Raw genomic sequence first — 21,468 nt, 5'->3', positions numbered from 1 at the left:
CGCGTTGACGTGAACGAAGCCGCCCGCCCCGGATCCCTCCGGGGCGGGCGGCTTCGTTCATGCGCAAGTGCTGGGGTGAGGCGGCCGCGCCGGTCAGCGCTCGTGCGGCGTGGCCGCGCGGTTGGCCTGCCAGCCCGCCCACGCCGAGGTGATCATCTCGCGGACGTCGTGGCGGGCCTTCCAGCCCAGCTCGGCGTGGATCCGGTCGGCGGAGGCGACCACCTTCGCCGGGTCACCGGGGCGGCGCGGGGTGACCACCGGCTCGTGGCTGTGCCCGCTGATCTCGTTCATCAGATCGGTCATCTCCCGCACGGAGACGCCCTCGCCGCGGCCGATGTTGACGGTGAGGTCCCGGTACTCGCCGGCCGCCGCCCACTGCGCGAGCTTGCGCGCGGCGACCACGTGGGCCTCGGCCAGGTCCTCGACGTGGATGTAGTCACGGATGCACGTGCCGTCCGGGGTCGGGTAGTCGTCGCCGAAGATCCGCGCGCCCTCGCCCTTGTCGTAGCGCTCGAAGACCATCGGGACCAGGTTGAAGACACCGGTGTCGGCGAGCTCGGGGGTCGCGGCGCCCGCCACGTTGAAGTAGCGCAGGCAGGCGGTGGCGATGCCGTGCGCCTTGCCCGCCGCGCGGATCAGCCACTCGCCGGCCAGCTTGGTCTCGCCGTACGGGCTGAGCGGCGCGGCCGGGGTGTCCTCGGTGACCAGGTCCACGTCCGGCATGCCGTACACGGACGCCGAGGAGGAGAACAGGACGTTGCGGATGCCGGCCCGGGCCACCGCGCCCAGCAGGACCTGAAGGCCCTCCACGTTCTCGTGGTAGTAGAACAGCGGCTTCTCGACGGACTCGCCGACCTGCTTCTTGCCGGCCAGGTGCACCACACCGGTGATCTTGTGGTGCCGGATGGTCTCGTCCAGGATCAGCCGGTCCAGGACCGAGCCGACCACCAGTGGGACGCCCTCCGGGACGCGGTCCTCGTTGCCCGTGGACAGGTCGTCCAGGACGACGACCTTCTCCCCAGCGAGCAGCATCGCGCGGACGACATGCGCGCCGATGTAACCGGCGCCACCGGTGATCAGAAAGGTCATGTGCATCTCCCTTGGTGCTTGTGGCTAGCGGGACCGGCGGCCCATACGGGCACGGCCGAGACGGTTGCGTACGAGGTTGGCGGCGCCCTGCGCGCCGGGCGCGAGCCGCAGCGCCAGCGATCCGGCGGCCGTCCGGTACGGCTGTGCCAGCAGCACACCGTACCGGCTGCTGGGCAGCGCCCGGCGCCGCAGCAGGGAGCCCAGGGGGCGCAGGGAGGTGAACAGGGAGCTCCCGTCGGAGAACTCCACGCCCACCCGGACGTCCCAGGCCTGCATGCCGCGCAGGCCGCGGCGGCGGCCGGTGGCTGCGAGGCCCGGGAGGCGGAAGGGCAGCTCGGCGACCCAGGTGGCGGTGTCCTCGCTCCCGGGGCGCAGGGGCACGGGCGCGGTGGCGACGGGCTCGCCGCCGGTACGGGGCAGGAAGGTCAGCGTGACGGTGCGGGGGCCGGCGGCGGCCAGGCGCCCGTACAGCTCGTGCACGCGGACCAGGATCCGGTGGCTGCCGGCCGGTTCGGCGTCGACGGTGACGGGCAGGTCGGCGACCGGGAGCTCCGCCAGCCCGTCGAGCTCGACGGGCAGCTGCTCGCTCCACACCGGCACGCCGTCGGCGTCGGCGTACGGGGGCAGCAGGCGCGGCGGCTGCGCGGCGAACCGGGTCAGGCGGGCGACGTCGGCGGGCGGCGCGGCACTGGCGCGCAGCACCCGCACGATCCAGCGGGCCCCGGCCCCGGCGGCCTCGACGGCCGCGTCGTCGAAGGTGGCGAGGTAGTCGCGGGTGAGGGTCCACCAGGCGGCCCGGTAGTCGGGGTCGTCGCCGAGTTCGCGCAGGTACATGCGCAGGTCGTAGTCGAGGAACTTGACCTGGCAGGCGTGGCCGAGGTCGGCCGAGGAGGCGCCGAGGATCTCGGCGGCGCGGCGGTGGGCCTCGATGCGGGCGCGCCAGTTGCCGACGTCCTTGCGGTCCAGCGAGATCGAGACCTGGGCGGCGCTGCGGCGTACGTGCCAGACGTAGACGAGGTCGTCGACGGCGGCGATGCGCGGAGCGGCCGCCAGCACCCGCGCGGTGAAGACGAAGTCCTCGTAGACGAACCGGCCGTCGGGGAAGCGGATGCCGTGCTCGTCGAGGAAGGCCCGCTCGTACAGCTTGTTGACGCACAGGGTGTCGCGGACGAGCTCCGGCCGGTCGGCCGGGCGCTCGATCACGTCGCCCCCGGTGTGCAGGCCCGGCATCCACGGCACGTCGTTGCCCTGCGGCAGCTCGCGGCGTACGCACGCGCCGACGGTGACCGGGGCCTTCGCCCGCACGGCGGCGGCCAGCAGGGCCTCGGCCGCGCCGGCGGGCAGGACGTCGTCACTGTCGAGGAAGAGGACGTACGGAGCGGTCGCCGCCGCGATGCCGTCGTTGCGGGGCGTGCCGCAGCCACCGCTGTTCTCCGAGCGGTGGATCACCTTCAGGCGCGGGTGGGCGGCGGCCAGGGCGTCGAGCACCTCGGCGGTGCCGTCGGTGGACCGGTCGTTCACCGCGATGACCTCGCTGACGACCGGGCCCTGGGCGAGGGCCGACGAGACGGCCTCGCCCACGAGCCCGGCGTCGTTGTACGCGATCACGACGACGCTGACACGTGGGTTGTTCACCAAACGGATCCTACGGGAGCCGGATGGACGCCCGTCCCGGGGTCGCGCCGGTCGCGGCGGGCGGGGTCAGAACGGGCGGAACTCGTCGTACTCGCGCTGGGCGGCGTCGCCGCGCTGGGCTTCCTTCTCCTTGCGGCGCTGGGTGGCCGGGCGCGGGGCGTCCAGGCGGTGGTCCTCACCGCGGCGGCCCAGCATCTCGGCGCCGGCCATCATGGTCGGCTCCCAGTCGAAGACGACCGCGTTCTCGTCGGAACCGATGGCCACGCCGTCGCCCGCGCGGGCACCGGCCTTCATCAGCGCGTCCTCGACACCGAGGCGGTTGAGGCGGTCGGCGAGGTAGCCCACGGCCTCGTCGTTGTTGAAGTCCGTCTGGCGCACCCAGCGCTCCGGCTTCTCGCCGCGCACGCGGTACACATCCTCGGCCTCGTCGTAGGTGACGGTGAAACCGGCGTCGTCCACGGCCTTGGGGCGGATGACGATGCGGGTCGCCTCCTCCTTCGGCTTGCGGGCGCGGGCCTTGGCGACGATCTCGGCGAGCGCGAAGGACAGCTCCTTCAGGCCGGTACGGGCGACCGCGGAGACCTCGTAGACCTTGTAGCCGCGCTCCTCGAGCTCCGGCCGGATCATCTCGGCGAGGTCCTTGCCGTCGGGGATGTCGACCTTGTTCAGGACGACCAGGCGCGGGCGCTTCTCCAGGCCGCCGCCGTACTGCCGCAGCTCCTCCTCGATGACGTCGAGGTCGGAGACGGGGTCGCGGTCGGACTCCAGGGTGGCGGTGTCCAGGACGTGCACGAGGACCGAGCAGCGCTCGACGTGGCGCAGGAACTCCAGACCCAGGCCGCGCCCCTGGCTGGCGCCGGGGATCAGGCCGGGGACGTCGGCGATGGTGTAGACGGTCGAACCGGCCGTGACCACGCCGAGGTTGGGGACCAGGGTGGTGAAGGGGTAGTCGGCGATCTTCGGCTTGGCGGCGGAGAGCACCGAGATGAGCGAGGACTTGCCGGCGCTCGGGTAGCCGACCAGCGCCACGTCGGCGACGGTCTTGAGCTCCAGGACGATGTCGCCCATGTCGCCGGGCTCGCCCAGCAGGGCGAAGCCGGGCGCCTTGCGGCGGGCCGAGGCCAGCGCGGCGTTGCCCAGGCCCCCGCGGCCGCCCTGCGCGGCGACGTACGTGGTGCCCTCGCCGACGAGGTCGGCGAGCACGTTGCCCTGCTTGTCGAGGACGACGGTGCCGTCGGGGACGGTGAGGACCAGGTCCTGGCCGTCCTTGCCGGAGCGGTTGCCGCCCTCGCCGGGCTTGCCGTTGGTGGCCTTGCGGTGCGGGCTGTGGTGGTACTCCAGCAGGGTGGTGATCGACTGGTCGACGACCAGGATCACATCGCCGCCACGGCCGCCGTTGCCGCCGTCGGGGCCGCCGAGCGGCTTGAACTTCTCCCGGTGCACGGAGGCGCAGCCGTGGCCTCCGTTACCCGCGGCGACGTGCAGCTCGACGCGGTCCACGAAGGTGGTCATGGTTGTTCCTCCAGATATGTATGGAAAAGTTCTGTGCGCTACAGCCTGTGTAACGCGCCGAGGGCGGACCCGCTTCCCGGCATGCGCCGGGAAGACAGAGATCCGCCCTCAGAAAGTTACGGACGCCTTGTTCAGGCGGCCGGAACGATGTTCACGACCTTGCGGCCACGGTGGGTGCCGAACTGCACCGCACCGGGAAGCAGGGCGAACAGGGTGTCGTCGCCACCACGGCCGACGCCGGCGCCCGGGTGGAAGTGGGTGCCGCGCTGGCGGACGAGGATCTCACCAGCGGAAACGACCTGACCGCCGAAGCGCTTCACGCCGAGCCGCTGGGCATTGGAGTCGCGACCGTTCCGGGTGGACGATGCGCCCTTCTTGTGTGCCATTGCTCAGTCCCTCTTACTTCGCAGCCGTCGGAATGCCGGTGACCTTGATCGCCGTGTACTGCTGGCGGTGACCCTGGCGACGGCGGTAGCCGGTCTTGTTCTTGTAGCGCAGGATGTCGATCTTGGCGCCCTTGTGGTGGTCCACGACCTCGGCCTGGACCTTGATGCCCGCCAGGACCCACGGGTCGCTGGTCACAGCGTCGCCGTCGACAACGAGCAGGGTCGAGAGCTCGACCGTGTCGCCAACCTTGGCAGTGGAAATCTTGTCAACCTCAACGATGTCGCCGACAGCAACCTTGTGCTGGCGACCACCGCTGCGCACGATGGCGTACACGCGGATCTCTCTCTCGCTCGAAAATCGGGAACCCCTGAAGCCAGCCGGCCCCGCCGGAACGCGGGCGGCCTCCCCCGCGCCGTAAAGCCCGGGAGGTGAGGTGCTCAGGAGCTGGCGTGCACGTAGACACGCCGACGGTCTAGGTTACGGGGTGCCCTTGACAGGGTCAAACCGGCCCCCTCCGCCGGCCAGGGCGGTCCCGTCCGGCCAGCTCGTCGGGCTGTCCTGCCCGGCTGTCCCGTCACGCGCGACGGCCCTGCCCGGCACCGAGGCGGTGCCTGGCAGGGCCGTACGTGGCGACCTGGGTCAGGAGGCGTCGGCAGGGGCCGAGACGGACGGAGCGCTCTGCTCCGCCGCCGCGGTCTTCTTCGTCGCCTTCTTGGCCGTGGTCTTCTTCGCCGTCGTCTTCTTGGCGACGGCCTTCTTCGCGGTCGTCGTCTTCTTGGCGGCGGCCTTCTTCGCCGGGGCCTTCTTGGCGGCCGTCTTACGGACCGCCTTCTTGGCCGGAGCGGCCTCCTCGGCGGCCTCCGCCTCGGCCGCGGGCTCCGCCGGGGCCTCGGACGCCGTGGCCGGCTCCGGGGACTCGACGACCACGACGGCGGCCTCGGCGCCGGCCGGGGAACCGGCGGGCGCGGTGGCCTTGCGGGTCGCCCGACGGCGCGGGCGCGCCGGGGCGGCTTCCGCGACCGGCTCGGGCTCGGCGACGGCGGCCGGTGCTTCGGCCTCGGCCTCGGGCTCGGCCTTCGGCTCGGTCGCGACCGGGGCCGGGGCCTCGGTCACGATCTCCACCGGGGCCTCGTCGGCCTGCTTGGGCGAGCCCGCCGGAGCCGTGGCCTTACGGGTGGCCCGGCGACGGGTACGGCCCGTGGGTGCGGCCTCCTCGACCGTCTCCACGGCCTCGGCGACGGCCTCGGCGGCGATCTCCGCGACGGCCTCGGGAGCCGGGGCCAGCACGGTGTCCGCGGGCTCGGTGACCGGCTCGGCCTCGACGGCCTCGACCACCTCGGCGGCCGGGGCGGCCGGGGCGGCCGCCGGAGCCTGCGTCGGCACCTGGGCGGCGGCACGCGGGGCACCCGCCGCAGCGGTCGCCTTGCGCGTGGCGCGACGCCGGCTGCGGCGCGGGCTCAGCCCCGCCGCGGCCTCGGCCTCGGCGGCGCTGCTGTACAGCTCCTCGTCCGCGACGAACGACGGCTCCGGCAGCGCGACCGGCGCGGCGATCTCCGCCTCGACCTCGGCGGCCGTCTCCACCGCCACCGTCTCGACGGCCTCGGTCTCGTGGTCGTGCTCGTGGCCACGGCCGCCGCGCTTCTTGGCGCGCTTGCCGTTGCCCCCGCCACCGGCGGCCGCCGGCTGCTCCATGTGCACGATCACACCGCGCCCGTTGCAGTGGACGCAGTTCTCGGAGAAGGACTCCAGCAGACCCTGGCCCACCCGCTTGCGGGTCATCTGGACCAGGCCCAGCGAGGTGACCTCGGCCACCTGGTGCTTCGTACGGTCGCGGCCCAGGCACTCCAGCATGCGCCGCAGCACGAGGTCGCGGTTGGACTCCAGGACCATGTCGATGAAGTCGATGACGACGATGCCGCCGAGGTCGCGCAGCCGCAGCTGGCGCACGATCTCCTCGGCCGCCTCCAGGTTGTTCCGGGTGACGGTCTCCTCGAGGTTGCCGCCCTGACCGGTGAACTTGCCGGTGTTGACGTCGATGACGACCATCGCCTCGGTCTTGTCGATCACGAGGGAGCCGCCGGAGGGCAGCCACACCTTGCGGTCGAGCGCCTTGGCGAGCTGCTCGTCGATCCGGTACGTCGCGAAGACGTCGACCTCGGACGTCCAGCGCGACAGCCGGTCCGCGAGGTCCGGCGCGACGTGCGAGACGTAGCCGTGGATGGTCTCCCACGCCTCGTCACCGCTGACGATGACCTTGGAGAAGTCCTCGTTGAAGATGTCGCGGACGACCCGGACGGTCATGTCCGGCTCGCCGTACAGCAGGCTCGGCGACGAGGTCGAGATCTGCTTGGACTTCTTCTGGATGTCCTCCCACTGCGCCTGCAGACGCTCGACGTCGCGGCGCAGCTCGTCCTCGCTCGCACCCTCGGCGGCGGTGCGCACGATGACGCCCGCGTCCTCGGGGACGATCTTCTTGAGGATGGTCTTCAGACGCGCGCGCTCGGTGTCGGGCAGCTTGCGGCTGATGCCGGTCATCGAGCCCTCGGGCACGTAGACCAGGTAGCGGCCGGGCAGCGAGACCTGGCTGGTCAGGCGGGCACCCTTGTGGCCGATCGGGTCCTTGGTGACCTGCACCAGGACCGACTGGCCGGACTTCAGGGCGGACTCGATGCGGCGCGGCCCGTTGGCCATGCCGAGCGCCTCGAAGTTGACCTCACCGGCGTACAGGACGGCGTTGCGGCCCTTGCCGATGTCGATGAAGGCGGCCTCCATCGACGGCAGCACGTTCTGGACCTTGCCCAGGTAGACGTTGCCGACGTACGAGGTGGCCTGCTCCTTGTTGACGTAGTGCTCGACGAGCACGTTGTCCTCGAGGACGCCGATCTGGGTGCGCTCGCCGTTCTGGCGGACGACCATGACGCGCTCGACGGCCTCGCGGCGGGCCAGGAACTCGGCCTCGGTGATGATCGGGACGCGGCGGCGGCCCTGCTCGCGGCCTTCGCGGCGGCGCTGCTTCTTGGCCTCCAGGCGGGTGGAGCCCTTGATGGACTGCACCTCGTCGGACGGCTCGGCCTTCTCCCGGGCCGGGCGCGGCTCGCGCACCTTGACGACCGTGCGGACGCCGTCCTCGTCACCGGCGGCGGCCTCGGTGTCGGCGGCGTCACCGGAACGCCGACGACGGCGACGGCGACGACGGCTGGAGCTGGAACCGAGGGCGGCGCCCTCGTCGGACTCCTCCTCGTCCTCCTCGGCCTCGGCGGCGGCCTGCTCGGCCTCCTCCGCCTCGTCCTCGGCGCTCTCGTCCAGCTCGGCGGCCTCGCCCCGGCGGCGACGGCGGCCACCACGGCGACGGCGGCGCGAGGGACGCTCGCCCGCCTCGTCGGTGTCCTCGTCCTCCAGCTCGGCGGCCTCGACCTCGATCTCGGCCTCGGCGGTCTCGACCTCGGGCTCGTCGGCGACCGGCTCGACCGCCTCGACGGGCACGGCACCGCCACGGCGGCGACGGCGGCGGGCGGCCGGCTGCGGGGCCTCGACCACGGTCTCCTCGACCTCGGTCTCCTCCTCCTCGGCCTCCTCGACCTGGGCGGCGCGCAGACGCGCGGCGGCGGTCTCCGGGGTCTGGAACATCGGCTCGGTGAAGACCGGGGCCTGGAACACGGCGACGGCGGGACGCGCGGCGCGGCGGGCACGGGCGGGCGCCGGGGTCTCCTCGGCGGCCGGGGCCGGCGCCTGCGGGGCGGCGGACGCGGTGGAACGGGTGGCCCGGCGGCGGGCGCGGCCCTTCGGCGCGTCCACGGCGTCGGCGACCGTCACGGCCTTCGCGGCGGCCCGGGGGGCCTCCTTCGGCTCTTCCTTCGGCTCTTCGGCGACCTCGGCCTCGACGGTCTCGGCCTCGACCTCGGCGGCGGGCGCGGCGACGGCGCGGGTGGCACGACGGCGGGTCCGGGCCGGAGCGGCAGCCGGAGCCGCCTCCTCGACCACGGCCGGAGCCTCGGCAACCGGAGCCTCGGCAGCCGGGGCGGTCTCGGCGACCGGAGCGGCCGCGGCACGGGTGGCACGACGGCGGGTACGGGCCGGAGCGGCAGCCGGAGCCGCCTCCTCGACGGCCGGCGCCTCGACGGCCTCGGCAGCCGGGGCGGTCTCGGCGACCGGAGCGGCCGCGGCACGGGTGGCACGACGGCGCGTACGGGCCGGAGCGGCAGCCGGAGCGGCCTCCTCGACGGCCGGAGCCTCGGCGACCGGAGCGGTCTCTACCGCCGGAGCGGTTTCGGCGACCGGAGCGGCCACGGCGCGGGTGGCACGACGGCGGGTCCGGGCCGGAGCGGCAGCCGGAGCCGCCTCCTCGACCACAGCCGGCGCCTCGGCAACCGGAGCCTCGACGGCCTCGGCAGCCGGAGCAGTCTCGGCGACCGGAGCGGCCGTCGCACGGGTGGCACGGCGACGCGTACGGGCCGGAGCGGCAGCCGGAGCCGCCTCCTCGACCACGGCCGGCGCCTCGGCGACCGGAGCGGTCTCTACGGCCTCGGTCACCGGAGCGGTCGCGCCGGGCGGGCCCGCCGGGCGGGACGCCGCGCGGCGGCGGCGCCGCGGCGGCAGGTTGTCGCTGGGGGTGGTGTCAACGTTGTCGTTCGTGGGCATGCGGGTGGTTCTCCCGTCACGCTCCCGGGCGCCGCGGCTGACATCCGGTCCGGCACGGCTCCGCGTCATGAGCGCGGAGCCGGCCTCCGGGGCGCGTGCACCTCACGGGAGCTGTAGTCCAAGGCCGCCGGTTCCGTACGAGCTGTCGTACGGCCTGACGGAAGTCTTCAGGTCAGTGCGCTGCCCGACCCAGGTGGCTCCCGAGGGCCAGGGCGGCGCGTCGACGACTGTCGTCCCTACGCGGAACCGCCCGGCGCCTTCGCGTCGGCCGTCACGGCGGCCGTTTGTGGAGCGGCCGTGTCAGCGTCGCGGTCGGGCGCGAGCGGGTCGGTCACCGTGCCGGACTCCTCGTCGAAGAGCCCCTGCGCCAGCCTGGTCACCGCTGCGGGGACCGGCGGCGCCAGGTCGGCCACAGCTCGGAGACCGGACAGGACGTCGTCGGGTCGCACGGCAGGTGTCACGTGCCGAACAACCAGGCGCAGTATCGCACAGGCTTTGTCCACCGGCCTATCAACCGGGGCCGGAAGTGCTTCGAGGCTGACCACGGCCTCGCGGGTGTCGAACGTGCGGATGCCGTTCTTGGTCTTGCGCCGCACCTCGACGGTCTCCGCGGTCAGGAAGGTCTCCGCCGCGCGGCCGGCCTCGGCGAGCTCCACGCCCTCCAGGCGCAGCTCCCAGACCGAGGCGGTCAGCCGGTCGGCGAGACCGGAAGTGCGGACCTCGACGGCGTCGACGATGTCGAGGCCGTCCGGCAGGGACTCGTCGAGCAGCTGCCGCAGCTTCTCCGGGTCACGGGAAGCGGTGAGGGCGATCTCCAGGTACTCCGCCTCGCTGCCGGTACCGGTCGGGGCGGCGTTCGCGTAGCTGACCTTCGGGTGCGGGGTGAAGCCCGCGGAGTAGGCCATCGGCACCTCGGCGCGGCGCAGGGCCCGCTCGAAGGCACGCTGGAAGTCTCGGTGGCTGGTGAACCGGAGGCGGCCGCGCTTGGTGTAGCGCAGTCGGATGCGCTGCACCGCCGGTGCCGGCGGCGGGCCTTCGGGCTGTCGCTTGCCCAGTGGTTCTTCTCCTTGTGCGGGGCGCGAGCGCTCAGGCTCCGCCCTGTGACGTCTTTCGCAGCGGGGGCGGCTCCGGGGCCGCGCCGACGGCTGTCGTACCACCCAGAGTACGCGCCCGTGACCTCGCCGGTTCCCGGACCGGCGCTCCGAAGAGCGCCCGGCGCACCTCCGCGCGCACCTCGCGGACCGTGGTGCGCACCGTCCGCCACACCGCGCGCACGGCGTGTCCGACGGGAGTGAGCACGTGCCGGTACAGCCGGGTCGCGGGCCACCCGATCAGCACCCAGCCGACCAGCCGCAGGGCCCGCCACAGCGCCCGCAGGATCCGCCCGGCGACGTGCCAGGCCCAGACGAGGAGCTGCCCGACGGGCGTGAGCACGTACCGGTACAGCGGCCGCAGCAGGTAGCGGTGCACGGCGCGGGCGACGGGCGTCACCACGTACCGCCACAGGCCCACCCAGGGCCACACGAACAGGCTCATGACGAGCATCCGGACCACCCACACCAGGGCGGTTCCGACGGGCACGAGCACATACGTGTACGCCGCCGAGGCCAGCCACACCACGGCCCGGCCGACCGGCACGAGGAGGTACCGCAGGACCAGCCCGCCGCACCGGCCGGCGGCGACGGCGAGCGGGCGCAGCAGGTACCGGTGGAGGAAGCGGCCGACCGGCGCGAGCACGTAGGCGTACACCGCCCCGCCCAGCCACCCGACGGCCCGGCCGGCCGGCAGCACCACGAACCGCCACAGCCCCACCCAGGGCCACACGAACACCAGCTTCAGCAGCGTGAGCGCGACCCACGCCAGCGCCCGCGCCACCGGAACGAGCACGTACGCGTACAGCGGCCGCAGCACGTACCGGTGCACCGCCCGCCCCACCGGCGCGAGGACGTACGCGTACAACGGCCCCAGCACGTGCCGGTGCACCGCCCGCGCGGCGGTGACCAGCAGGTCCCACAGCAGCCGCACGGGCAGGACGACGAGCACCGCCACGATCTTCACGGGCACCCGCACGACCCGGACCAGCCAGCCTTCTTCCATACGGGTGGAGACGCACACGGGCCCCCCACCGTTGCAGGTGGGGGGCCCGTGGATGCGGCGGGGGGCGCGGCCGTCGGCTACTTCACGACCGACAGCGGCAGCAGCTTCTTGCCCGTCGGACCGATCTGAATGTCCAGGCCGAGCTGAGGGCAGACGCCGCAGTCGAAGCACGGGGTCCAGCGGCAGTCCTCGACCTCGGTCTCGTCGAGGGCGTCCTGCCAGTCCTCCCAGAGCCAGTCCTTGTCGAGACCGGAGTCCAGGTGGTCCCAGGGCAGGACCTCCTCGTACGTGCGCTCGCGGGTGGTGTACCAGGCCACGTCCACGCCGTACTCGGGGAGCGTCTTCTCGGCGGCGCGCATCCAGCGGTCGTAGCTGAAGTGCTCGCGCCAGCCGTCGAAGCGGCCGCCGTCCTCGTAGACGGCGCGGATGACGTCGCCGATGCGGCGGTCGCCGCGCGAGAGGAGGCCCTCGACGATGCCGGGCTTGCCGTCGTGGTAGCGGAAGCCGATGGAGCGGCCGTACTTCTTGTCACCGCGGATCTTGTCGCGCAGCTTCTCCAGGCGCGCGTCCGTCTCCTCGGCCGACAGCTGCGGGGCCCACTGGAAGGGGGTGTGCGGCTTGGGGACGAAACCGCCGATGGAGACGGTGCAGCGGATGTCGTTCTGGCCGGAGACCTCGCGGCCCTTGGCGATGACGTTGACGGCCATGTCGCCGATCTGGAGGACGTCCTCGTCGGTCTCGGTGGGCAGGCCGCACATGAAGTACAGCTTCACCTGGCGCCAGCCGTTCCCGTAGGCCGTGGCGACCGTACGGATCAGGTCCTCCTCCGAGACCATCTTGTTGATGACCTTGCGCATGCGCTCGGAGCCGCCCTCGGGGGCGAAGGTCAGACCGGAGCGGCGGCCGTTGCGGGTCAGCTCGTTGGCCAGGTCGACGTTGAAGGCGTCCACGCGGGTGGAGGGGAGGGACAGGCCCACCTTGTCCTCCTCGTAGCGGTCCGCCAGGCCCTTGGCGATGTCCGCGATCTCCGTGTGGTCCGCGGACGACAGGGAGAGCAGGCCCACCTCTTCGAAGCCGGTGGCCTTCAGGCCCTTCTCGACCATCTCGCCGATGCCGGTGATGCTTCGCTCCCGCACGGGGCGCGTGATCATGCCGGCCTGGCAGAAACGGCAGCCGCGGGTGCAGCCGCGGAAGATCTCCACCGACATCCGCTCGTGGACGGTCTCGGCGAGCGGCACGAGGGGCTGCTTGGGGTAGGGCCACTCGTCGAGGTCCATGACGGTGTGCTTGCTGACCCGCCACGGGACGCCGGAGCGGTTGGGCACGACGCGGCCGATGCGGCCGTCCGCGAGGTACTCGACGTCGTAGAAGCGCGGGATGTAGACCGCGCCGGTCCTGGCGAGGCGCAGCAGGACCTCGTCGCGGCCGCCGGGCCGGCCCTCGGCCTTCCAGCCGCGGATGATCTCGGTCATGTCGAGGACGGCCTGCTCGCCGTCGCCGATGATCGCCGCGTCGATGAAGTCCGCGATCGGCTCCGGGTTGAACGCGGCGTGGCCGCCGGCCAGGACGATCGGGTGGTCGACGGTGCGGTCCTTGGACTCCAGCGGGATGCCCGCCAGGTCCAGGGCGGTGAGCATGTTCGTGTAGCCCAGCTCCGTGGAGAAGGACAGGCCGAATACGTCGAAGGCGCCGACCGGGCGGTGCGAGTCCACGGTGAACTGGGGGACCTGGTGCTCGCGCATCAGGGCCTCCAGGTCGGGCCACACGCTGTAGGTGCGCTCGGCGAGGACGCCCTCGCGCTCGTTCAGTACCTCGTACAGGATCATGACGCCCTGGTTGGGCAGCCCGACCTCGTACGCGTCCGGGTACATGAGCGCCCAGCGGACGTCCGCGCTCTCCCAGGGCTTGACGGTGGAGTTGAGTTCACCGCCGACGTACTGGATGGGCTTCTGCACATGCGGGAGCAGAGCTTCGAGCTGTGGGAAGACCGACTCGGACATCACGCGACTTTCGTGAAGCGGGCAGGGGCGGACTCTCTAGCGTAACCCGCCCGGAGGCCGCCCCTCATCGCTCTCACGGACTCAGGGCGCTCCTGAGCCCGGGGTCGGAGGCCTCCGCCCACACCTGGGGGAGCTCGCGTTCGCGCTGGTCGGCGAGGGCTTCCTCGCGACCCAGCAGCAGGCCCCAGGTGAAGGAGGGCTCCCCGGCACCGTGCGCCTGACGGGCGAGGCCGAGCAGGGCCTCGCGGGCGACGACGCTGTCCTGGTGGTCGCCGAGCAGGGTCTGGACGGATTTCATGGCCTTGGCCAGCTTCTTGGCGGGCTTGCCGAGGGCCGGTACGGCGGCCTCGACCGCGTAGCGGGCGCGTTTGGCGGCCTTGCGGGCGTCGTGCAGGGCGAGGTCGCGGTCGTGGCCGGGGTCCAGGGCGCGGGCGTGGTCGACCCGGTCGGCGAGGCGGCCGTAGTCGCGCAGGACGGCCTTGGGCAGCACGGTGGTGGCGGGGTCGCCGGCGGCCGGGAGCAGGGGCGGGTCGGCGAGCAGGGCGTCGAGGCGGTCGAGCAGGGCGACGTAGCGCTCGCTGTCCAGGACGGCGAGGGCGCGGCGGCGCGAGCCGGAGCGGCGGGTGGTGTTCCAGGTGCGCAGCCGGCTGCGGGCGGGGCCGATGACGTGCGTGCGCGGGAGCTCGCCGAGGTGGCTCTGGAGGCGTTCGAGCAGGACCTCCTGGTCGCGGTCGACGCCGAGCTCGGCGGCGACCCAGCGCAGCTCCTCGCCGACGGGGTCGGTGACCTCGCGGTCCAGGACCTTGCGGTAGGTCTTGAAGGCGCTGCGCAGGCGCCGGGTGGCGACGCGCATCTGGTGCACGGAGTCGGGCAGGTTCCGCCGGACGGCGGGATCCTGGGCGACGAGGGCGTCGCGCTGTTCGCGCAGGTACGCCAGGACGTGGTCGGCCGCGGAGCCGGCGGGGACGTCGGGGACGGGGCGGGGGGCCGGCGCGGCGCCGGTCTCGGCGAGGGCGCGGGCGAGTTTGGAGGGGGCGTCGGAGACCTTCAGCCCGGCCTTCCTGAACTTCTTCTCGACGGCGTCGAGCAGGTCCTCGTCGATGCCGTCGGCGAGTTCGACCTCGACCTCGGTCCACGAGACGGAGGTGTCCTCGCGCTGGGCGGTGACCTCGTCGGTGCTCAGCTCCGCGAGCAGCGTGCCGTCGGCGTCCACGAGATGGCTGAGCCGGCGCGAGGACAGCAGCCGCACCTGGGGCCGCAGGTCCTGCTCGCGCGTCCGGGAGCGGACCAGGGCTTCCAGGGCGCGGGGCACGGTGTCGCTGAGGGCCGCGTGGACCTCGTCGCGTACGCCGGGCGCGACGGGCAGTTTCAGGTGCCAGCCGGCGTCCTGGCCGCCGGTGCGCCGTCGCAGGGTGAGCCCGTCGGCGGCGAGCCGCTGGTCGGGGGTGTCGTAGTAGACGGCGTCGAGGTCGGCGGTGCCCTGGTCGAGGACGGCCGCGATGCCGGCCGTCCCCGTCAGGTCCGGTACGCCCCGCTTACCGGCCTTGGCGCCTCTGAATTCGAATTTCCGCTCGATTTCACGCTTCGTGTCCGCCATGTACCCGAACCTATCCCTGAACGGATCGGGACGGGAGGGTGAACGGAGGGAACCGCTACGGTTCGGCCGCCGATCAGGCCGACAACGGCCGTTGCACCCTGATCGACTGGAGCAGCCCCACCGCCACCCAGACGGCGAACATCGACGATCCTCCGTAGGAGACGAACGGCAGCGGCAGGCCGGCGACCGGCATGATGCCGAGGTTCATGCCGATGTTCTCGAAGGCCTGGAAGGCGAACCAGGTGATGATCCCGGCGGCGATGATCGTGCCGTACAGCTCGGTGGTCTCCCGGGCGATCACGCAGGCCCGCCACAGCACCACGCCGAGCAGGCCCAGGATGATGATGCCGCCGACGAAGCCGAGCTCCTCGCCGGCCACGGTGAAGACGAAGTCGGTCTGCTGCTCGGGCACGAACTGGCCGGTGGTCTGCGGGCCCTTGAACAGGCCCGAGCCCATGAGGCCGCCGCCGCCGATGGCGATGCGCGCCTGGTTGGTGTTGTAGCCGGCGCCCGAGGGGTCGAGTTCGGGGTTGGCGAAGGCGGCGAAGCGGTTGATCTGGTACTGGTCCAGGACGCCGAGCTGCCAGATCAGGACGGCGCCGACGGTCCCGGAGCCGATCAGCCCGAGCACCCAGCGGTTGGAGGCGCCGGAGGCCAGGAGCACGCCCAGCACGATCACGACCATCACCATGACCGAGCCGAGGTCGGGCATCAGCATCACGATGCCCATGGGGGCGGCGGCCAGGCACAGCGCCTTGACGACGGTCCGGTGCTCGGGGTGGACGAGGTCTCCCGCGTCCACCCGGGCGGCCAGCAGCATCGCCATCACCAGGATGATCGTGACCTTGACGAACTCGGAGGGCTGGAGCGAGAAGCCGCCGCCGATGACGATCCAGGCATGGGCGCCGTTGATGGTGGCGCCGAGCGGGGTCAGCACGGCCGCGACGAGGATCAGCGAGAGCCCGTAGAGGACCGGCACCGCGCCGCGCAGGTTGCGGTGGCCGAGCAGGACGGTGCCGATCATCAGGACGAAACCGATGCCGGTGTTGAGGAGGTGGCGCCACAGGAAGTACTCCGGGTCGCCCTGGTTGAGGGTGTCCCGGTTGCGGGTGGCGGACCACACCAGCAGGGCACCGATCAGCGACAGTCCGAGGGCCGAGAGCAGTATCAGCCAGTCGAGCCGGCGCAGGACGGAGTCACGGGCCGTCAGCCGGGCGAACGGGCCCTTCTGCGGCGCGTACCGGGAGACGGAGAACGTGTTGGCGGTCGGCATCTGCGGCTCAGTCCTGCAAGTGGCGGGGCGGGGCGGGCGGACCGGCGAGTGCCGGCGGTGCCAGTTCCTCGGGGGACGGCGGCACGTAGGGCTTGATCTCGGGTGAGTCGATGGTGCCGTCGGGGTGGACGTGGGGCAGGTCCGCCTGCGGCTTGGGCAGCAGGGCCTTGGCCAGGTCCTGCTTGCCGTCCATGGTGAGGCCGTACATCGCGTTGTAGATGTTGCGTACGGCGGGGCCCGAGGCGCCGGAGCCGGTGCCGCCCTGGGAGATGGTCATGACGATGGTGAAGTCGTCGGTGTACGTCGCCAGCCACGAGGTGGTCTGCTTGCCGTAGACCTGGGCGGTGCCGGTCTTGGCCCGCATGGGGATCTTGTCCTGGGGCCAGCCGCCGAAGCGCCAGGCGGCGGTGCCGCCGGGCTCGACGACGGAGCGCAGGCCCTTGTCGAGGTCGGCGATGGTGCCGGCGTCGACGGGCAGCTTGCCGTGGGCCTTGGGCTCGATCATCTCGACCTTGCCGGTGGGGCTGACCACGGCCTTGCCGACGTGCGGGTTGTAGAGGGTGCCGCCGTTGCTGATGGCGGAGTAGGCGGTGGCCATCTGGATGGGGGTGACGAGGACGTCGCCCTGGCCGATGGCGAAGTTGATGCTGTCGTACGCCTTGAGCTGGTTGCCCTCGAGGCAGCTCTCGTAGGCGATCTGCTCGACGTAGGTGCCGCCCTTCTTGCCCTGCTTGCACCAGGCGTCCTTGTTGGCCTCCCAGAAGCTCTTCTTCCACTGGCGGTCCGGGATGCGGCCGGTGACCTCGTTGGGCAGGTCGATGCCGGTCTCGGAGCCGAGGCCGAAGTCGCGGGCGGTCTTGTAGAACCAGTCGTGGGCGTCCTTCTTGGGCTCCAGGCCGCCGTCGCGCTGCCACTCCTGGTGTCCGAGGGCGTAGAAGACGGTGTTGCAGGAGAACTTGAGGGCCTCGCCGAGGGTGATGGGGCCGTGGCCCTTGGACTCGAAGTTGGCGAAGCTCCGGCCGCCCATGTTGTAGGAGGCGCTGCAGTTGTACTTGTCGTTGAAGTCGTGGCCGGCGCGGACGGCGGCGCTCGCGGAGACCACCTTGAAGATGGAGCCCGCGGGGGCCTGGCCCTGGATGGCCCGGTTGAGCAGCGGGTAGTTGGAGTCCTTGCTGGTGAGGCGGGCGTAGTCGGCGCCGGAGATGCCGCCGACCCAGACGTTGGGGTCGTAGTCGGGCTGGGAGGCCATGGCGACGACGCGGCCGGTCTTGGTCTCCATCACGACGACGGCGCCGGAGTCGGCCTCGTACTTGCGGCCGGTGATGTTGTCGGTCTCGTTGCGGACGACCTTCATCGCCTCGGCGAGCTCGTACTCGGCGACGGCCTGGACGCGGGCGTCGATGCTGGTGATGAGGGTGGAGCCGGCCACGCCCGGGTCGGACTTGGTCTGGTCCATGACGCGGCCCAGGTTGTCGACCTCGTAGGAGGTGACCTGCGCCTTGCCGCGCAGCTCCTTGTCGTAGGTGCGTTCGATCCCGGAGCGGCCGACCTGGTCGGAGCGCAGGTGCGGCGAGTCGGTGTCCTTGGCCTTCTGGATCTCCTCGTCGGTGACCGGCGAGAGGTAGCCGAGCACCTGCGCGGCACGGGCCCCGCCCAGTGCCGGGTAACGGCGTACGGCGGTGGGCTCGGCGGTGATGCCGGGGAAGTCCTCGGGGCGTTCGCGGATCGTGAGGGCCTGCTGGGTGGTGGCTTCCAGGGTGATGGGGATCGGCTGGTAGGGGGAGCCGTTCCAGCAGGGCTTGGGGGTCTTGGAGTCGCAGAGCCGGACCCGGTCCATGACGTCCTGCGGCTGCATGCCGAGGACGCCGGCGAGCCGGGTCAGGACGCCCTTGCCGCGGTCCTTTATCCGCATCAGCTCGGTGCGGGAGGCGGAGACGACCAGGCGGGTCTCGTTGTCGGCCAGCGGTACGCCGCGGGCGTCGAGGACGAGCCCGCGCGCGGCGGGCTGGACCACGCGCTGGACGTGGTTGCTCTTGGCCTCGTCGGCGTACTCGTGGCCGTTGCGGATCTGGAGGTACCACAGGCGGCCGCCGAGCGTGAACAGCAGCGAGAAGACGAGTACCTGGATGATGACGAGCCGGATCTGCACCCGGGGGGTGCGGCCGGTCTCCGGAATGTTGGTCACGCCTGCTCCCCCGTCACAGCTTCTTGACGCTCTTCACGCCTTTGATGCCCTTTATCCGGCCCGCCCGGTTGGCGCGGCCGCGGGCGGTCTTCAGCCGCAGGCCGCCGCGCTGGCTGCCGATGCGCAGGCCGGTTCCGCCGGCCAGCCAGCCGGAGGAGACGTCGGCGCCCTGCGTCGGGCCGCCGCCCGCGTCCACGGCCATCGGATCGTTCTCGGCGCGCCGGGCGAGGGCCATGATGAACGGCACGGTGAAGGGGGCGAGCAGCAGGTCGTAGAGGACGGCGCTGAACAGCAGTCCGCCGAGGCCGACGTGACGTTCGGCGGTGTCGCCGACCAGGGCGCCCACGGCGACGTAGAGCAGGATCGAGCCGACGGCGGCGGCGACGACGGTGAGCATCGGGCCCCAGGCGGAGCGGAAGCGCCCGTTGTCGGGGCGGGCCAGTCCGGCGGCGTAGCCGATGACGCACAGGACCAGGGCGTAGCGGCCGGCGGCGTGGTCGGCGGGCGGGGCGAGGTCGGCGAACAGCCCGGCCCCGAAGCCGATCAGGGCGCCGGAGGTGGGCCCGTAGACCAGGGACAGCGCGACCACGGTGAGCAGCATGAGGTCGGGAACGGCTCCGGGCAGCTGGAGGCGGCCGAGGATGGTGACCTGGACGACGAGGGCGACCAGGACGAGGGTGGCGGAGAGCAGGATCCGGTTGAAGCGCATGGCTCAGCGTTCCTCCTCGTCCACGGGCCGGCCGGAGACGGTCGGGGTGGGCGTGACCGTGACGGTGACCGTCGGCGTGGGCTTCGGGGGCTCGGGCTTGGGGGGCAGGACGGTGTCGCGCGGGTCCTCGCGGGGCGGCATCACGACCACGCCGACGATGTCGAGGCGGGAGAAGCCGACGAACGGGCGGACGTGCACGGTACGGGTGAGGCCGTTGCCGGCGGGGTCGACGCGGACCACTTCGCCGAGCGGTACGCCGGGCACGAACGGCTTGTTGCCGCGCGAGCCGAAGGTGACCAGCCGGTCGCCGGGGGCGACCTTGGCCCGTCCGTTGAGCATCTGGACGGACAGGGCGCGGTCGCCCTGACCGGTGGCGAAGCCGAGTTCGCCGGTGTTCTCCAGGCGGGTTCCGACGGTGAAGTCGGGGTCGTTGGCGAGCAGTACGGTGGCGGTGTCGGGGCCGACGGTGGTGACGCGGCCGACGAGTCCGTCGCCGTTGAGGACGGTCATGTCGCGTTCGATGCCGTCCTTGCTGCCGGCGTCGATGGTGACGGTCCAGGAGAAGCCCTGGGCCGCTCCTATGGCGATGACCTCGGCGCCCTTGATGCCGTACTGGCCGGCACCGGCGCGCTTGAGCATCTCGTCGAGTTCCTTGATGCGGCTGCGGGTCCGGTCGTCGCTGCCGAGCCTGGCCTTCAGCGCCGCGTTCTCGCGTTCCAGCGTCGCGATCCGGTTGTGGCGTTCACCGGAGTCGCGTACCGCCCCTATCGCGTTGGCGACCGGGTCGACCGCGGTCGCGACGCCCTTCTCGACGGGGCCGAAGACCGCGGCGGCGGCCTGCCGGGCACCGTCGACCGGTGACTCCTCGCCGGCCCTGATGTCCACCGTGATCAGTGCGAACGCGATGGCGATCAGCAGTACCAGGAGCAGCCGGCTCTCTCGTGTGTCCCTCACGTGCGGCGGCCGTGCCTTCCTCGTTCGGAATTTTCTATGCCTGTATATCAACGATCCGCCGCACGGGCGCGGTAGCACCCGTACGGCGGATCCTTGTGTTCCGCATGTCCCTTTTCCGGGGGATCGGCCGGTGTCCGGCTACCGCCGGGGCTGGGCGTCCAGGACCTGCTGGAGCGCTTCGAACTCCTCCACGCACTTGCCGGAACCGAGCGCGACGGAGTCGAGCGGGTCCTCGGCGATGTGGATGGGCATGCCCGTCTCGCGGCGCAGCCGCTCGTCGAGACCGCGCAGCAGGGCGCCGCCGCCGGTGAGGACGATGCCGCGGTCCATGATGTCGCCGGAGAGCTCCGGCGGGCACTTGTCGAGGGTGGTCTTGACGGCGTCGACGATGGCGTTGACGGGCTCCTCGATCGCCTTGCGGACCTCGGCGGCCGAGATGACCACGGTCTTGGGCAGGCCCGAGACGAGGTCGCGGCCGCGGATCTCGGTGTGCTCGTCCTTGTCGAGGTCGTACGCCGACCCGATGGTGATCTTGATCTGCTCGGCGGTGCGCTCGCCGAGGAGGAGCGAGTACTCCTTCTTGATGTGCTGGATGATCGCGTTGTCCAGTTCGTCGCCGGCGACCCTGATGGACTGCGCCGTGACGATTCCGCCGAGGGAGATGACGGCGACCTCGGTCGTGCCGCCGCCGATGTCGACGACCATGTTGCCGGTCGCCTCGTGCACGGGCAGGCCGGAGCCGATGGCCGCGGCCATGGGCTCCTCGATGATGTGCACCTGACGGGCGCCGGCCTGGGTGGACGCCTCGATGACGGCGCGGCGCTCGACTCCGGTGATGCCGGAGGGGACGCAGACGACGACGCGGGGGCGGGCCAGGTAGCGGCGCTTGTGGATCTTGAGGATGAAGTAGCGCAGCATGCGCTCGGTGATCTCGAAGTCGGCGATCACGCCGTCCTTGAGGGGGCGTACGGCGACGATGTTGCCGGGTGTCCGGCCGATCATCTTCTTCGCCTCGGAGCCGACCGCGAGGATGCCGCCGGTGTTGGTGTTGATCGCGACGACGGACGGCTCGTTCAGGACGATGCCCCGGCCCCTCACGTACACCAGCGTGTTGGCGGTCCCGAGGTCGACAGCCATGTCACGGCCGATGAACGACATTGAGTTCCCCTTGTTCCCCATGAGGAGCGTCTGGCCTTCCAGTTGATAGCGGCTGCTGTCAGGTCGGCGAGGTGGGTGTGTGGGTGGAAGCCTCATCGTAGTGCCGCGCGTACGGACATCGCGCGACGGGACTCGACCTTCCCCGGCGGAACGGAAACCCGTCCCCTTAGTGGTGACGTTGCGTGTTGCCCATGCGTTCCCGGTGGCGCCGGGAAATACCGAAGGGCGACCGAA

The 21,468-nt window shown here is 72.1% G+C and carries 15 protein-coding genes; all 15 read right to left on the bottom strand.

Annotated elements, in window-relative coordinates; all coding sequences use genetic code 11:
• Positions 1–93: 93 nt before the first annotated feature.
• Positions 94–1,089, bottom strand: coding sequence for a UDP-glucose 4-epimerase GalE (gene galE / locus ACIPXB_RS13520; protein ID WP_401448531.1), 996 nt, complete (start codon positions 1,087–1,089; stop codon positions 94–96).
• Between the two features lie 24 nt (positions 1,090–1,113).
• Positions 1,114–2,724 (bottom strand): glycosyltransferase family 2 protein, encoded by a 1,611-nt coding sequence (locus ACIPXB_RS13515; protein WP_401448530.1) that lies wholly within the window; start codon positions 2,722–2,724, stop codon positions 1,114–1,116.
• Between the two features lie 66 nt (positions 2,725–2,790).
• Positions 2,791–4,236 (bottom strand): GTPase ObgE, encoded by a 1,446-nt coding sequence (gene obgE / locus ACIPXB_RS13510; RefSeq protein ID WP_401448529.1) that lies wholly within the window; start codon positions 4,234–4,236, stop codon positions 2,791–2,793.
• Positions 4,237–4,367: 131 nt separating this feature from the next.
• Entirely contained in the window at positions 4,368–4,622 is a 255-nt protein-coding gene (gene rpmA, locus ACIPXB_RS13505; protein WP_007264038.1) for a 50S ribosomal protein L27, read from the bottom strand.
• A 13-nt stretch (positions 4,623–4,635) separates the two neighbouring features.
• A complete protein-coding gene (gene rplU / locus ACIPXB_RS13500; RefSeq protein ID WP_045947825.1) occupies positions 4,636–4,956 on the bottom strand; it encodes a 50S ribosomal protein L21 in 321 nt (106 codons plus the stop codon).
• Positions 4,957–5,262: 306 nt separating this feature from the next.
• Positions 5,263–9,261 (bottom strand): ribonuclease E/G, encoded by a 3,999-nt coding sequence (locus tag ACIPXB_RS13495; protein WP_401448527.1) that lies wholly within the window; start codon positions 9,259–9,261, stop codon positions 5,263–5,265.
• Positions 9,262–9,497: 236 nt separating this feature from the next.
• The gene (locus tag ACIPXB_RS13490; RefSeq protein ID WP_401448525.1) at positions 9,498–10,274 is read right to left on the bottom strand and encodes a TIGR03936 family radical SAM-associated protein; all 777 of its coding nucleotides are present in this window, start codon (positions 10,272–10,274) and stop codon (positions 9,498–9,500) included.
• 73 nt (positions 10,275–10,347) lie between these two features.
• A complete protein-coding gene (locus tag ACIPXB_RS13485) occupies positions 10,348–11,376 on the bottom strand; it encodes a hypothetical protein (protein WP_401448523.1) in 1,029 nt (342 codons plus the stop codon).
• Positions 11,377–11,435: 59 nt separating this feature from the next.
• Positions 11,436–13,361, bottom strand: a complete 1,926-nt coding sequence (locus ACIPXB_RS13480) for a TIGR03960 family B12-binding radical SAM protein (protein WP_401448521.1) — start codon at positions 13,359–13,361, stop codon at positions 11,436–11,438.
• 70 nt (positions 13,362–13,431) lie between these two features.
• The gene (locus ACIPXB_RS13475) at positions 13,432–14,955 is read right to left on the bottom strand and encodes a CHAD domain-containing protein (RefSeq protein ID WP_401448519.1); all 1,524 of its coding nucleotides are present in this window, start codon (positions 14,953–14,955) and stop codon (positions 13,432–13,434) included.
• Positions 14,956–15,028: 73 nt separating this feature from the next.
• On the bottom strand, positions 15,029–16,228 hold the full coding sequence (gene rodA, locus ACIPXB_RS13470; protein ID WP_401448517.1) for a rod shape-determining protein RodA: 1,200 nt from the start codon (positions 16,226–16,228) through the stop codon (positions 15,029–15,031).
• Between the two features lie 7 nt (positions 16,229–16,235).
• On the bottom strand, positions 16,236–18,413 hold the full coding sequence (gene mrdA / locus ACIPXB_RS13465) for a penicillin-binding protein 2 (RefSeq protein ID WP_401448515.1): 2,178 nt from the start codon (positions 18,411–18,413) through the stop codon (positions 16,236–16,238).
• A 13-nt stretch (positions 18,414–18,426) separates the two neighbouring features.
• Positions 18,427–19,122, bottom strand: a complete 696-nt coding sequence (gene mreD, locus ACIPXB_RS13460) for a rod shape-determining protein MreD (protein WP_401448512.1) — start codon at positions 19,120–19,122, stop codon at positions 18,427–18,429.
• A 3-nt stretch (positions 19,123–19,125) separates the two neighbouring features.
• On the bottom strand, positions 19,126–20,076 hold the full coding sequence (mreC, locus tag ACIPXB_RS13455; protein ID WP_401448510.1) for a rod shape-determining protein MreC: 951 nt from the start codon (positions 20,074–20,076) through the stop codon (positions 19,126–19,128).
• Positions 20,077–20,214: 138 nt separating this feature from the next.
• Complete coding sequence (locus ACIPXB_RS13450; RefSeq protein WP_125647420.1) at positions 20,215–21,234, bottom strand: rod shape-determining protein; 1,020 nt, start codon at positions 21,232–21,234, stop codon at positions 20,215–20,217.
• Between the last annotated feature and the right edge of the window lie 234 nt (positions 21,235–21,468).

The organism is Streptomyces sp. NPDC090022 (assembly GCF_044748145.1).
In the GTDB taxonomy this organism is placed as follows: Bacteria; Actinomycetota; Actinomycetes; order Streptomycetales; family Streptomycetaceae; genus Streptomyces.
The sequence above is the reverse complement of the archived record's forward strand: the minus strand, read 5'-3'. Positions and strand labels throughout refer to the sequence as shown.

Excerpts from the sequence above, each read along its gene's own strand:
- rodA (WP_401448517.1), bottom strand. The coding sequence starts at position 16,228 with ATGCCGACCGCCAACACGTTCTCCGTCTCCCGGTACGCGCCGCAGAAG.
- rpmA (WP_007264038.1), bottom strand. The coding sequence starts at position 4,622 with ATGGCACACAAGAAGGGCGCATCGTCCACCCGGAACGGTCGCGACTCC.
- ACIPXB_RS13495 (WP_401448527.1), bottom strand. The coding sequence starts at position 9,261 with ATGCCCACGAACGACAACGTTGACACCACCCCCAGCGACAACCTGCCG.
- ACIPXB_RS13450 (WP_125647420.1), bottom strand. The coding sequence starts at position 21,234 with ATGTCGTTCATCGGCCGTGACATGGCTGTCGACCTCGGGACCGCCAAC.
- galE (WP_401448531.1), bottom strand. The coding sequence starts at position 1,089 with ATGACCTTTCTGATCACCGGTGGCGCCGGTTACATCGGCGCGCATGTC.
- ACIPXB_RS13475 (WP_401448519.1), bottom strand. The coding sequence starts at position 14,955 with ATGGCGGACACGAAGCGTGAAATCGAGCGGAAATTCGAATTCAGAGGC.
- obgE (WP_401448529.1), bottom strand. The coding sequence starts at position 4,236 with ATGACCACCTTCGTGGACCGCGTCGAGCTGCACGTCGCCGCGGGTAAC.
- mreD (WP_401448512.1), bottom strand. The coding sequence starts at position 19,122 with ATGCGCTTCAACCGGATCCTGCTCTCCGCCACCCTCGTCCTGGTCGCC.